Raw genomic sequence first — 13,051 nt, forward strand, 5'->3', positions numbered from 1 at the left:
GACAATGCCCTGTCAGAAAACTTTGCTTAGACTTGTTGGTTTACTGACAAGGTCGCGCTAGCTTGTGGGCGCAAAAGCGGTTGTGTAACCCGAATTGAGAACAGCGAATTGAAAAAACGAATGATAAGAGTGGTTGGCGGTTTATTGACCGTGGCATTGCTATTGAGTGGATGCGCTCAGCCGACAACGGAAAAACAGGATGCTGAAGTCATCAAACAGACTTATGACAGCAATCTGGCTGAGTTGTCTGCCTATCAATTGGGCCATTATGGCCTTCGTATGTATCGTCAGACCCTAGATGATAAATATCAGGCAGCAGTATGGACTGATATGGCGCGGGTAGCGGATAAGCTGAATGAGTACGTGGCCACGATTCACAGTAAAGAAGATGTGTTGGCTCAGGGTCAGAAAAGACTGAAGGCTTACGATTCCGGTGACTCGGAGCGCGATGAAATTCGCCATGCCGCAGCGCAGGGGCGCGAAGAATATCTTGTTTTAGGTGCGGGGCTTATCAGCAGCATGGTGCGTGCGAACGAGTATGGTTTGGAGCATATCGACGATGAAAAGCTGCATGAGATCCTCAGTTGGTATGATTTCAGTGAGTATGCCACAGACCCACAAATGATCCGTGCCTGGGCTGCGCAACTTGCCAATCAGGTTTACTGGCTGAAACAGCTGGGTGAGACAGATCATACCGCTGCCTTCGACAAAGCCTTCCGCGACACGTATCCGGACAGTGAAGACGCAAACCTCTCTACCCAGCAATACAACAACAAACTATATGGAATGACTCATATCATTCTGGCGGCGTCTGAGTACTACAGAAAACCTGTGAATGAAGCGGATTTCCAGTGGATTTACGACTACTTCCGAGACAATTTCGATGAAATTGCAGCGCGTTCAAAAGAGGACGTGATTGCAGAGATCGGCATTACTTTCCTGCTGGCAGGGCTCGATAACGACCCGGTCGTCACGCGTAGTCAGGACATCATCCAGGAAGCGATTAACCGCGATAAGGGCATGGTGCCGTCGGTTTCTGGCAGTACGGATTTGGCGAAGGGAGAGCACCGCAACGTTCTCGCTATCATGTTACTGGATTGGCAAGGAGCGAACGCGGTGCCAATGGCCGGGCAGGTCAACCGTGTTGTTTCTAATATTCCTTGGGGACTTGAAGCGGTCAACAGCCCCTAAAAGTAATACGTCATCATGATTTCGCCATAACTGTCTGGTTCCAATCCATAGAAAAAGTCGCTGGGAGACAAGGCTGAAAAGTCGAACAGCGACAATTCCAGTTCAATGTTCTGGTTAAAACGTCGGGTCAGAGTGACTTCCAGAATGTTGCTGTGATAATCCAGATCATGAAGCAAAGAAATGCTGAGCTGGGTGTCATCCACGTCATTAAAGGCCGTGTGCAACGCGAACAAGACATCGTGCTGGTAAAGAGATAGCAGCATGTCTCCCATTGAATTGCCGCTATACTCTCCAACCCATCGTAAATCGATACCACTGCTAAACAGATCAAACATGCTGTATTCACCAGCCACCACATATTGTGTGGTCTCTTTGAACTCGCCGTTGAGCGTCGGCGCGTTTGATACATTCAGCGCTTCCAGTTTAGTGAGCATATTCCCCATCACCCATTGAATATCGACGCCAACTTGGGTTGCCGCCGCATATTCTGGTATCAATCGACCGGATTCGAACAAAAATACCGGTTCGCGGTTAATGCCATGAAAGCCAAGCAGCGCGACATCAATGCTGTCAAACGAATAGACGTATCGTGCGGCAAAGCCCGGATAGTAGGCCTGATGGCTGTTTTTCCAGCGTTCGCTGTCGCCATCAATAACAAAGCCGGCTGACAATCGTTCTTCGTATTCACGGAATCGGCGTTTTGGGGTGTAAGGAAGGTAATAAAAGCTTGCCAGCCCTTCTCCAACATACCCAGAAAGATTGAGCATAGGCTGGCCGACTTTAATGTCACCGTTGAATGCTGCTCCCAAATCTTTTTGATTCAACACATCCAAGATTTGGGCACCTTCCGTCGCGCCCAAGAACACAATGTCGTAGCCCGCGACCAGCTCCCAATCATCGAAGTATCTCAGCCATCGGCTCTTGTAAGGGTCGAGAAAAGGGGAGTCATCGGTATCGCTTCTCGCCCGTAAGGCTGGCTCGATGATGAGGGTGGAGGAATCGGCAATATCAGACGAGAAGCGGGGGATAACGGCCATGCTTGTTTGGTAGGATGCGACATCTTCGGGGTGTTCCCAAAAATGCGTGTAGCCCAGCGAGATCTCTCCAGTCGGTGCAGCGGCAAAAACGGAAGGGATGCAAAGCGATGAAACCGTCAAACAGCCAGCCGATAACCAAGTAACGAAACCCTGCCGCTGAATCATCTCAAAACTGAGCGCCTTCATTAAAAACATGTCGCCATCCATAATACATCGAGAAATCCTGATATATTGAATGATAGGCATTGGGAAATAAAAAGTGAACCCACAGGAGAGGGAATCCATGACCAGTATCGTTTCTGGGCTGATTAACTTTGGCTACAACCGAACCTTCCTTGAACCCGTTTGGACGGTATTTTTGCTGGCGCTGCTGTCTATCGCAGTGTTCGATCCTCAGCAGCTATCGGTTTCACTCAGGTTTATGGGTGACACCTTCGTCCTGATCATCCCCTTCATTCTGGCTTCATCGCTGATTTATGCCTATGTCTCCGCCACGCAGGCAGACAGCTTGATTGCCAGTGCGTTGCAGGGCAGACAAGGTGTGGTGATTCTCACTGCGGCGATGTTCGGTGCGCTGTCGCCTTTCTGTTCTTGTGGCGTAATCCCACTGATCGCAGCGATGCTTGCCATGGGTGTGCCGCTGGCACCTGTGATGGCTTTTTGGATTGCCAGCCCAATCATCGACCCCGTCATGTACCTGTTAACGGCCGGTATCGTCAGTTGGGAATTTGCCACAGCGAAAGCGCTTGGCGCCATTGTACTTGGGTTAACCGCGGGGTGGGCAGTGTATCTTGCCCAGCAGGCTGGTTACCTGATAGAGCCGCTGAAACCTTCTGTCACTGGGGATGCGACCACACTGAGCCAGGTGGATAAGCCTGTCTGGCGTTTTTGGGAAGAAGCACCGCGTAAAGCCGTTTTCATGGAAAAAACCACCAACATTATGCTGTTACTGCTGAAGTGGTTGGCGCTTGCTTTCCTGTTGGAAAGCCTACTGGTGGCTTATGTGCCGACTGAATGGGTGGCGTCCTCGTTTGGCGGTGATACTCAATCACCTATCCTATGGGCGACGATCATCGGTGTACCTGCCTATATCAACGGTTATGTGGCAGTACCTTTAATTGCCGAGTTGATCAACAAAGGCATGCAGCCTGGTGCGGGTATGGCGTTTCTCATCGCGGGTGGTATCACCTCCATCCCTGCCATGATTGCCGTCGTGGCGGTCGCCCGTATTCAGGTAGTGATGTTTTACGTGGGCTTTGCGCTGATAGGGTCATTCGCTTGGGGACTGCTCTACCAACTTTGGGCTTAGGGCATGGAGACTTTGGTGGGCAGTGATCTGAGCGAGTTGTTGGTATCTTTTCTACAGCCAACCCTGACGACAGTCATTTTCTTTTTGTCTTCTGCCATGCTGAGTCTTGGCATGGCGGTGATTTACGTGCTGTGCACAAGGAGTCGGCACGTATTGATTCGTGGTTTCGCAGGGTTGCTGATAGAGGTTTCCCGCGGTGTTCCTACGGTGGTGTTTGTGCTCTTAATGGGGAACCTTGGCTTGGCTCCCTATTTTTCCGGCTTGGATTTGGAAGGGGTGATTCCCGGCGTGTCTTGGGGGTTCAGTGTCGCGGCAACGTTTATTGTTATTGGCCTGGCATTTTCCAGTTCTGGGCATCTGGCGAAAATCATAGAAGCGGCAATCTCGACGATCAAATTCGACACGCTGGAGTACATGTCAACCTTACACCCCGGAGTATGGCTCAAAATCAAGCTGACCTTTTTAGAATGCGCGCCTGCGCTGATACCTACGGTGTCTGCGCGCTTGGTTCATCACCTTCACAACACAGCCTTTATCTCCATGTTCCCTATAACTGGCATTTTTGCTGCTATGCGGACAGGGGTAATCGAAACGGCGTTGGTGATCCCTTATCTGGTGGTTGCCACCCTGTTGTTTGTGATCCTGGGATCCTGCATTCACATGATGGGGAATGGCTTGGTGAAGCGATTACAGCGCAGACCGACCGATCTTGGTGAAACAGCTACTTTGACTGGTTAAAGCCTGACTGCAGGTTGCTGACCAACTCACTGACCATATCACTCTCGCCGCCGCAACAATGCTCAAGTAAGAAAGTGAGAAGATATCCGATGGTCTCCATATTGACCGAGTAATGGATCATTCTGCCTTCGCGCTTTCGGCGAACCAGCTTTGCGTTGTGCAAAATGGAGAGGTTGGTAGACATGGTGTTTTGACGGATATTCAGTCTTTCAGCGACCTCTCCTGAAGAGAGTCCCTTATCTCCTGCCTTAATGAGGAGACGAAACACGTCCAATCTTGTTTCCTGCGCCAGTGCGGAAAATATTTTTGCGGATTCTTCAGAATTCATAGTTATAGGGTTTTGTTTTTTAAAATAATCAGACCCTATCCAGGCCCCATAAGTTACATACGTTCGATGCGTGGTGTTATACCAATCGTAGTAAATATCTGCTCATCCTAGCTTGTTAAAATGCTCGATAACTGCGTTGGAAAATTTGACCGTAGAATAACTACTTATCGAAATTTTCCGCCTTGTTCTCGAGCATTTTTCCTGCGCTATTTCTGATCAGCTACCTACTGTGATTGGTATTACTTTCAATGTTATCAACACATCGGACGTGTGGCTAAGTGAATACTAACATGCTGCCACAAAAATCACACAGTTCTATAACCCATTGATGTTAAGAACCATTATCACTTTTCTCATATTTGATATCAATATATCAGTATATCTAGATATAATGAATGTATGGAATTATTAACATGATGAATCACATCGTGGAATCTGGGTCAGGGGCAGGAGGCTTCGTGGATGGAAGGCAGCTTAGCATTAGCGGAAAAGATGTTATTTGGCTTGCCCCATGCGCAACCGGGTGGGTTGGTACTGACTTGGTGCCTGTTTGTCACCACCATCGCCCTGTCTGTTCCCCTTTCTTATCTCTTGGTCTGCCTATGCAGCAAGCGCCATTGGTTTCAGGTGGCATCCGGCGCCAGTTTTGCGCTGTTGAGGGCGATTCCACCGCTGGTGATCATTTTTACGATCGACTTTTTTCTTCCACTTGAAACCTTTACTAAAGGCATTTTGGCATTGACGGTGTACTCCATGTCTCATCTGGTTCCCATCTTTGCCAAATACATCCACCTGTACCCGGAAAATCTGGAGCGGGTGGAAAACGTGCTGAAGTTAGGGCTTTTGGCACGTTATGCCCGTCTTCGGGCGCATTGGGTGTTCAAAAAGAGCTTTCCTGCCATGCACACCCACTTTGTTTCACTGTTTAAGGACACCAGTATCGTCATCCTGATCGGGCTGCTTGAACTGAGTGCATTAACCAACTTGCTTGCTAGCCGGGCTTACCGCCTTTCCGATTGGCTGACCATCTTTGCTATTTGCTCTGCCCTGTATTTCTTCAACGTGCAGCTCTTGAACCTTGTCGGTGACAGGTTGCGCCACACTGTTTTCCGGTCAACGCACCGGATGACAAGAAGCATCAACTAAGGAGAGTTTATGTTCCGCAAATTGGGTTTGTTTATTTGTGCTTGGATGACCCTTGTATTCTCCCCAGCCCAGGCAGATGAAAAAGGCTCTGTGATCGACAGGGTGAAAGAACGTGGAGAGCTCGTCGTCGGTATCCGTCAGGATAACCCTCCCCACTCTTTCATCAATGAAGCGGGTGATTGGGTAGGGTTTGATGTCGATATCGCCAGCGCCGTGGCCGATAAGCTTGGCGTGAAAATGAAGAGCGTTCCCGTGGATGAAATTACCCGCATCACCTACCTGCAAAACGGCAAGATAGATATGGCTGCAGCTTCCATGAGTCACACCTGGAAACGCGATGATGTGGTGGATTTTTCTCAAACCTATTTTTGGTCGGCCCAAACCTTTCTGGTGAGAAAGGACGGCGCAAAATCACTGGAAGATCTGGTGGGTAAAAAGGTGGGCATGAACCGTGGTAGTCACTCGATTGGCAACTGGAAGCATTGGCTGGAGAAAAACGGCCACCCGGTCAACGAAGAAGACATCATCGAGTTTGGTAACAAGCAAATCGCCATGAATGCGGTGCTCTCAGGCAAGATTGCCGGCTGGGCGGAAGATGCAGAAGTGTTGGTCAGTTACGCCAAGCCTAACCCTGAACTCACGGTATTGACCGGTGAAGCCATCGGGATGAAACAAGACGGTCTCGGGGTGATTGAAAACGACAGCAAGATGCGTGATGCCGTGAACCGCGCGTTGCAGGAAATCGAATCGAGCGGCGAATACCTCACCATCTATAACCGCTGGTTTGGCCCGGACAGCGAAACCCCAATGCCGCTCGAAAACCGCATTGAGGTTTGGCCGCAAGGCTAATGGGAGAAACAGATATGTTTTCACGCCATCCCTCACCAGCGCCCAACCTCTCGCTGCCCGCGTTGGTGCTTCAGGAAGCCAAGGTCAACGTTGGGTCTGGTGAAACATCCGGCTTTTTCGGTGATTGGTTCGGCCAATCATCCAGTCAGGACTCAGTATCGGTGCTCAATGGTGTCAACCTCACTGTGCCTACCGGTGCTTGGTACATGTTGGTTGGGCCGAGTGGCTGCGGTAAATCCACTTTGCTGAGTGTGCTCAATAACCTCACGCCACTCAGCGGCGGAAAGGCGCTGAAATTTGGGGTGCCTGTCGATTGCTGGTGCCGCAAATGGGAGTGCTGTCCCGGCACCCGAACAGGCACTGTGTTCCAAACGCCGGCTCTGTTTGACCAGTTAACCGCGCTGGAAAACATCTGCATGGGCTTTGAATGCCGCGAGAAACGCTGCCTTCACGAAAAGCATCAGAAGGCTTTACTGGTGATGGAAGAACTGGGTATCGCCAAGTTTGCCCATCGCTACCCGCCGGAGCTTTCCGGTGGCCAGCAACAGCGGGTATCCATTGCCCGAGCACTGGTGGGCGACCCGGATTTATTGCTGATGGACGAACCCTTGTCAGCACTCGACGAAGCCAATGCACAAAAGGTGAATCAAATCCTGCTGGAACGTCAGCAGTCTGGCACGACGATCTTGATGGCATCCCACCGTTTAGATGGATGCCTGGAAGCATGCACCGCAAGAGTGGACATGAAAGAGGGCGTCGTCACCGCGATTCAAGCCTGTAACCACTTACCCTCGGCGACAGAGAACCAGGATGCTGTTGCTCTCAACCCCTCCATGGCAAGGAATGAAAGAGTATGGAACTGAAATCGAAAGACACCCGGCTGTTCGATGTGCAGCTGACCTACCAATCGGACTACCAGTTTAAAAATGTCGCCAGTGAGCATGGCAATCAGGCGGGCGAGCCTTATTTGAGTGACGAACCCGATCCTGTTGGCAACAACAGCGGCCCTTCAACCCCGGCGCTACTGGGAAGCGCGGTTGGGCATTGCCTGTCAGCTTCTTTGCTGGAGCACATGCGCTTTCATGGTGCCAAGACAGAGCAAGAGTGCATCGTGACAGATGCGCAAATCACGGTTTACAAGGGGCCAGAGGGTTACCCGAGGATCAAAGAAATTAATGTGGCGATTAAGGCGAATGATGGAGGCGGCTTAAGCAGTCAAAACCGCGCGTCCATAGAACGGAATTTCAAGAAGCACTGCACCGTCTCTGCTTCTTTGTCGCCGGCTTTCCCTATCAACGTCACTGTTCAGTGGATATGAAGGAGAAAAGACGTGTCAAACTTAATGACAGAAACACAACGTGTCGAAAACCAAGCCTACAAAGACCTGCTTGCCTACGTTGTTACCAACACCATTTCCGGTGAAATCATGGCGGTGAACAACTACACCACCATGGTGCCGCTTATCGAAGATGTGGATGAAAAAATCCATGTGGTGAAGCAGGCGAGAGACGAAGGCGGACACATCAATGCTCTGACCAAACTTGGTCAGCACATCAACTTTCCAACCATGAAAACCATGGTTGAACCGCAATGGAAAGAGATCGGCCGCTTCGTCAAAGAACGTGCGCGTGAAGGCGATTTAACCTCCTGCATTATCGCGCAGGACATCATGGTCGAAACCTTTGCCACCGTGGCGTACACCGCCCTGCAACGCAACACCGATAAGCATACTACCAGTCTCGCTGCCAGCATCTATGCCGAGGAGGTGGCGCATCTTCAACATGGGGTCGATGAAATTCACCGCATGCTCGACAACGATGCCGAAGAGGTGCATCGCGCTTTTGAGCTGGCACACAGGGCCGTGATGCCCGCCATGATGAGCATGGTGAACTACAACTGCTTCAGCCTGTGTGACCAACTCAGCATCAAATGTTCCACTGTTTCTCTGGGTGTGATTGAGCAAGACTTGGATCAGCTGCGGATTGATGCCATTGACACCTACATGGAGAAAATCGATCGCATTGGTTTGGATCCAAACCGTGTCGCGCCTTTGCTCTCTTCGCTGGTGGATGATGATTCCTCCAAATGGCAACCAAAAGACAAAGCGGATCTCTCTGGCAACCGCTGCTGTCACTAAGGTGAAAAGCCGGACGATGTGGAAACTTCGTCCGGCCTTAACAAGGAAGGATGCCTATGCGAATTCTCGTGCTCGGAGCAAATGGATATGTCGGCCGTCTTGTCGCGGCATCAGTGCTAATGGAAGCCCATCATGAACTGGTGATTGCTTCACGGGACCCTGAAACTTTTGAGGAACTGAAGCAGGACATTACCAAGCTGGCCTGCGACACCCTCGAGGCTTCAGGTGAGCCTATGCCGCAGATTGACAGTGATGCGACCCTGGGATTCACCACGGTTCAGTTTAATGATGACCTGTTTGACGACCCGGAACTTGAAGGGGTCGAGATGGTGATCAATTGCATTGGATCGGTGGAATACTTCAATGAAGAAAACCTCAATGCTGTCAATATCACGCTAACGGACTGGATATTGGCGCAGTGCAAAGCAAAAGGCATCGAGAAGCACATCTACATTTCCACCGCGTTTGCACCTGCCGTGAGCAACGGGAAAATTGAAGAGCGGATATACGGGGATGAAGGGGATGACCCCACCTTCTATACCCAAACCAAGCGGAAAGCCGAACAACTGGTCGCCACGTCCGGGCTCGACTATCTGATCGTGCGCCCTTCTGTGGTGATTGGTGACAGCCGCACCGGCCACTATGCCGGAAAACGCTATGGCATTTACCAACTGTGGGATGGCGCCAAGCGATTACTGCCTGGCCATATCGATGTAATGCGTCTTGCCTGCCCCCAGGCCAGAATGAATTTTGTCCATCAGGATGCAGTGATTGCTGTCATGCGTTTCACCCTTAGAAAACCTTGGCATAGCCGGATCATCAACCTGGCATCCGATTCCTCGCACGCCCCAACCATGGAAGAGCTCTGGGCATTGCTTTTCGACGATATCGGCTATCCCGATTCACTGGAATGGGCACCCACCAACGATGCGCTCGACTATCGCGGCCTGTCGCCTCGGGTGCGGGCGTTCAATGCGTTTTGTCGCACCAATTTAGAGATCGCCAGCCGTAACTGGATGTTTGATCGTCCCAGTATCACGGTCATGAAAGCCGAAGGGCTCGACTTTGCCGAAGCGTTGCTGCCAACAATCCGCATTTGTCAGTCGCACTTTATGGCGTTGTACAACGAGAAAAAAGGACGCGTGTTTAATGAGTAATTACCAGACTAAAACGCAGGGCATGGAGCAGTGGCTCATGCGTTTGGTTTCTTCAGCACTGGCTCGTCCAAAACTGACGTTGCTGCTGGTACTGGGTGCATTACTGCTGCTGGCGGGTGGATTGGCAAAGCTGGAGGTGAATAACTCAGCGCGGGTTTTCCTCGCCGTCGGATCGCCGGAAAAATCGCGTTGGATGAGTTGGAAGCCAATTATTCCAAAGATGAAAATGTCATGTTCGTGGTGGTGCCGCCAGAGGGCGAGTCGGCATCGAGCCCCGAGACTCTGACGCTGATCAGAAACCTGACGGACGAACTCTGGTTGGCACCCTATGCGCGAAAAGTGACCTCGTTGGTGAATTTTATTGACCCTGTTGCTGATGCCGATGGCGGCGGAATGATTGTTGATGATCTGGTGCTGGCGGGGGACGAAGCCAAACTCGAAACTCAGGAAACATTGGCAAAATTTTTCAGGGAACGGCCTGATGTAAAAGGGAATCTGACGGACAAAAACGGCGAAGTCACCACGGTGTTTCTGACCGTTGCCATGTCCAGTGAAGATCTATTGGCCGTGAAGAAAGTGGCCCTTCATGCCCGTGAGTTGCAGCAAAAATACCTCGACGCTTATCCCGGCTATCAAATCTACCTTACGGGCCTAGTCATGCTTGACTACGCCCTGAATGAAGCCAGTGATGCGGATTCAGGTTCTCTGGTACCTGCGATGATTGTGCTGGTGTTGGTGCTCATCGGCGTTTTGTTTCGCGCCGTTGTGCCTTCGCTTACTGTGTTGATGGTGATCCTATTCAGCATTATCGGTGCGATTGGCGCGGTCGCCTGGATGGGCTTTCAACTGAATACCGCCTCCGGCGCTGCACCGCTGATCATATTGGTACTGGCGGTAGCAAACGTCGTCCATATTATTTCGAAAACTTATCACCTGAGACAAAACATGCCCAATGCCAAACCTCTCAACGTGGTGTTGGGTGCCATGGCCTATAACGTGGTTCCCCTTTCTTTGACCAACCTGACCACATTCGTTGGGTTCATGAGCCTTAACTTCTCTGACGTAGAACCCTTCGGTGAGTTGGGCACCATTGCAGCCTTGGGGGTGTTAACCAGTCTTGTCGTGAACCTCACTATTACGCCTTTGGTGTTGAAGTCCTGGTTAGGCCGCAGGAAAAAACCTCTGCCAAAGCTGCCGAAAATCCAGTTTGGGCAGCTGGCGGCAAAGGTTATCGGCCATGCGCGTTGGCTTTTGTTTGTCTTTTCGACGCTGGCTGTCACCGCGTTGCTGGGGCTACAGCTTATCCAGTTCAACGACAATTTCGTGGAGTATTTTGATAACCGGAACAGCTTCCGTGTGCAGACAGATCTTGTGCAGGATCACTGGGGTGGCATGGGTTTGATTGAGTATTCGTTTGACGCGCCGGAAGGAAAAACGGTCGCTGACCCGGATTATCTCAAACAGCTCGATGCGTTTGCAGGCTGGCTGCGAGAGCAACCTCATGTTAATGCCGTGATTGCCCTGCCTGATCATCTTGCAAGGTTGCATCAGGCATTTAACAACATGCCTACTGCCGTCATCCCAGACGATCCTTATCTAAGCTCCCAACTGCTTACAACCTACGAGATCTCCGCGCCCTACGGACACAGCCTGAGTGACAGGGTGACACCAGATTATGCCTCCTCCCGCTTATCGATCATGACGGACAACCTGTCGTCAGCAGAAACCATTGCCATTGAAAAAGCGGCCAACGAATGGATGCTGGAAAACGCCCCTCTACTCTCGGGAACCGCAGGCACAGGACTGTCGCTGGCATTTGCTTACGTGTCAGAGCGCAACAGCCAGTCGATGCTGATGGGGAATTTGATCACCATCATCACCATTTCATTCCTGCTTTCTCTGGCATGGCGTTCCTGGCGGATGGGGTTGTTCAGCCTGGTTCCGAACTTACTGCCTATCTTGATTGTGTTCGGTCTCTGGGGGTATTTCGTCGGCGAAATCAATCTCGCAGTTTCTGTGGTTGGTGCCATGGTGATGGGGATCGTGGTGGATGACACCGTGTATATCCTGACCAAGTATCAGGAATCGAGGCGGAAAGGCAGCACGGTTGAGCAAGCGGTCACTGATGTGTATTCCGGCGTGGGTTTGGCGCTGCTGGTGACCACGGTTGTCATTGCCCTTGGTTTCGCTGTGATGGCGACATCCAGCTTTGCCATCAACGCTAACCTGGGTTTGTTGGCTTTTGGTGTGGTGATCACCGCATTGCTTTACGATTTTCTCTTTGTTCCCGCGCTGCTGATCACCGCTGATCGAAAGTCGCGACAACACACCGTACAGGAGGTTTGAGATGGTGAAATGTCTACCTTGGATGCTGCTCTCAGTGCTCATGCCATTGTCAGTCAGCGTGATGGCGAATGATGCCGAGAAAGGGCGGGAAATTGCAGAGAAGATGGATCAATCCTACAGCGGATATGGTACGTCCCGCGCCGATGGGGAAATGATCCTCTATTTGGGCAACCGGGAAGTGAAACGATCGTTTCGAAGCTTAACGCTGGAAGATCTGGGTAACATGCCCAGCGAATACAACGTGCTGGTGTTTGAATCGCCCGGAGACATGCGGGGGATTGCGCTGCTAACCCATGCCAAAACGGAACCGGAAGATGATAACCAGTGGCTCTACCTTCCCGCCGCTGCGCGAACCAAGCGCATCTCCAGCTCTAACGTGTCTGGCAAGTTTGTCTCGTCTGAATTTTCGTATGAGGACTTGGCGAAGCAGGAAGTGGATGAATACACCTACAAATGGTTGCGCACCGATTCCTGCCCTGACAGTGACATGACCTGTGAAGTGATCGAAACCTACCCGAAAAATGAAAATTCTGGGTATACCAAGCGGGTGATCTGGGTGGATACAGACGAATTCAGAGCGCAAAAGGTGGATTTCTATAACCGGCGCGGCGTTCATGAGAAAACCTTATTGCTGACCGATTACACCTTGCCGGATAACGGACGATGGCGTCCACTGAATTTGGACATGACCAATGAGTTAAATGGACGAAGAACCGTGATGGTGTGGTCGAATTACCAGTTTGGTGAGCCCTTGGGCAAGAAGGATTTTATGAGTCAGCGTTTGAAGACGCTTTCGCGGTAGCAAGCTGAAAT

General features: G+C 51.0%; 14 protein-coding genes. 12 read left to right on the forward strand and 2 right to left on the reverse strand.

Annotated elements, in window-relative coordinates:
- Positions 1–120 precede the first annotated feature (120 nt).
- Positions 121–1,191, forward strand: a complete 1,071-nt coding sequence (locus G5S52_RS14570) for a DUF3541 domain-containing protein (protein ID WP_165015102.1) — start codon at positions 121–123, stop codon at positions 1,189–1,191.
- Here G5S52_RS14570 and G5S52_RS14575 read toward each other — a convergent pair.
- Entirely contained in the window at positions 1,188–2,423 is a 1,236-nt protein-coding gene (locus G5S52_RS14575) for a hypothetical protein (RefSeq protein WP_165015105.1), read from the reverse strand. The two genes, G5S52_RS14570 and G5S52_RS14575, sit on opposite strands and share 4 nt — an antisense overlap.
- An 88-nt stretch (positions 2,424–2,511) precedes the next feature.
- On the opposite strand from G5S52_RS14575, the gene G5S52_RS14580 reads away from it, so the two are divergent.
- Complete coding sequence (locus G5S52_RS14580) at positions 2,512–3,537, forward strand: permease (protein WP_165015108.1); 1,026 nt, start codon at positions 2,512–2,514, stop codon at positions 3,535–3,537.
- A 15-nt stretch (positions 3,538–3,552) separates the two neighbouring features.
- The gene (locus G5S52_RS14585; protein WP_165015111.1) at positions 3,553–4,275 is read left to right on the forward strand and encodes a hypothetical protein; all 723 of its coding nucleotides are present in this window, start codon (positions 3,553–3,555) and stop codon (positions 4,273–4,275) included.
- Here the strand turns inward: G5S52_RS14585 and G5S52_RS14590 are convergent.
- Positions 4,259–4,603, reverse strand: coding sequence for an ArsR/SmtB family transcription factor (locus tag G5S52_RS14590; protein WP_165015114.1), 345 nt, complete (start codon positions 4,601–4,603; stop codon positions 4,259–4,261). The genes G5S52_RS14585 and G5S52_RS14590 overlap by 17 nt on opposite strands.
- 462 nt (positions 4,604–5,065) lie before the next feature.
- On the opposite strand from G5S52_RS14590, the gene G5S52_RS14595 reads away from it, so the two are divergent.
- The 9 genes from G5S52_RS14595 to G5S52_RS14630 are packed head-to-tail and all read left to right on the forward strand — an operon-like array spanning position 5,066 to position 13,040.
- Complete coding sequence (locus tag G5S52_RS14595; RefSeq protein WP_165015118.1) at positions 5,066–5,749, forward strand: ABC transporter permease family protein; 684 nt, start codon at positions 5,066–5,068, stop codon at positions 5,747–5,749.
- Between the two features lie 9 nt (positions 5,750–5,758).
- Positions 5,759–6,598, forward strand: a complete 840-nt coding sequence (locus G5S52_RS14600) for a transporter substrate-binding domain-containing protein (RefSeq protein ID WP_165015121.1) — start codon at positions 5,759–5,761, stop codon at positions 6,596–6,598.
- A gap of 14 nt (positions 6,599–6,612) precedes the next feature.
- Complete coding sequence (locus G5S52_RS14605) at positions 6,613–7,461, forward strand: ATP-binding cassette domain-containing protein (protein ID WP_165015124.1); 849 nt, start codon at positions 6,613–6,615, stop codon at positions 7,459–7,461.
- Positions 7,452–7,916 (forward strand): OsmC family protein, encoded by a 465-nt coding sequence (locus G5S52_RS14610; protein ID WP_002538119.1) that lies wholly within the window; start codon positions 7,452–7,454, stop codon positions 7,914–7,916. Before G5S52_RS14605 ends, G5S52_RS14610 begins: the two co-directional genes overlap by 10 nt.
- 12 nt (positions 7,917–7,928) lie before the next feature.
- On the forward strand, positions 7,929–8,735 hold the full coding sequence (locus tag G5S52_RS14615; protein ID WP_165015127.1) for a ferritin-like domain-containing protein: 807 nt from the start codon (positions 7,929–7,931) through the stop codon (positions 8,733–8,735).
- A 56-nt stretch (positions 8,736–8,791) separates the two neighbouring features.
- Positions 8,792–9,892: an NAD-dependent epimerase/dehydratase family protein gene (locus G5S52_RS14620; protein ID WP_165015130.1), complete on the forward strand. Its 1,101-nt coding sequence runs from the start codon at positions 8,792–8,794 to the stop codon at positions 9,890–9,892.
- Positions 9,885–10,178 carry a hypothetical protein gene (locus tag G5S52_RS23990; protein WP_235956276.1) on the forward strand — a complete coding sequence of 98 codons (294 nt, stop codon included), beginning with the start codon at positions 9,885–9,887 and terminating at the stop codon, positions 10,176–10,178. The genes G5S52_RS14620 and G5S52_RS23990 overlap by 8 nt, the downstream gene beginning before the upstream one ends.
- Positions 10,124–12,238 (forward strand): efflux RND transporter permease subunit, encoded by a 2,115-nt coding sequence (locus tag G5S52_RS14625; protein WP_235956279.1) that lies wholly within the window; start codon positions 10,124–10,126, stop codon positions 12,236–12,238. The genes G5S52_RS23990 and G5S52_RS14625 overlap by 55 nt, the downstream gene beginning before the upstream one ends.
- Before the next feature lies 1 nt (position 12,239).
- Complete coding sequence (locus G5S52_RS14630) at positions 12,240–13,040, forward strand: outer membrane lipoprotein-sorting protein (protein ID WP_235956281.1); 801 nt, start codon at positions 12,240–12,242, stop codon at positions 13,038–13,040.
- Positions 13,041–13,051: the final 11 nt, after the last annotated feature.

The sequence above is a fragment of the Grimontia sedimenti genome, from assembly GCF_011045095.1.
In the GTDB taxonomy this organism is placed as follows: Bacteria; Pseudomonadota; Gammaproteobacteria; order Enterobacterales; family Vibrionaceae; genus Enterovibrio; species Enterovibrio sedimenti.